The sequence below is a fragment of the Faecalimicrobium dakarense genome, from assembly GCF_000499525.1.
Classification (GTDB): Bacteria; Bacillota; Clostridia; order Peptostreptococcales; family Peptostreptococcaceae; genus Faecalimicrobium; species Faecalimicrobium dakarense.
The window spans coordinates 1-205 of record NZ_HG529474.1 but is presented as its reverse complement, the minus strand read 5'-3'; the positions used below and the strand labels follow the sequence as shown (position 1 = coordinate 205).

General features: G+C 63.4%; 1 pseudogene. It reads left to right on the top strand.

The window, feature by feature from the left end:
• Positions 1 to 205: pseudogene (locus BN899_RS18455) on the top strand (collagen-like protein); the annotation flags it as partial.

Below are 205 nucleotides of genomic sequence, written 5' to 3'. Positions count from 1 at the left end.
GGCCCTCAGGGTGAACAAGGTCCCGCTGGTCCTCAAGGTGAGCAAGGTCCCGCTGGGCCTCAAGGCGAGCAAGGTTCTGCTGGCCCTCAAGGTGAACAAGGTCCCGCTGGCCCTCAAGGTGAGCAAGGTTCTGCTGGCCCTCAAGGTGAACAAGGTGCACCTGGTCCTCAAGGTGAGCAAGGTCCCGCTGGGCCTCAAGGCGAGC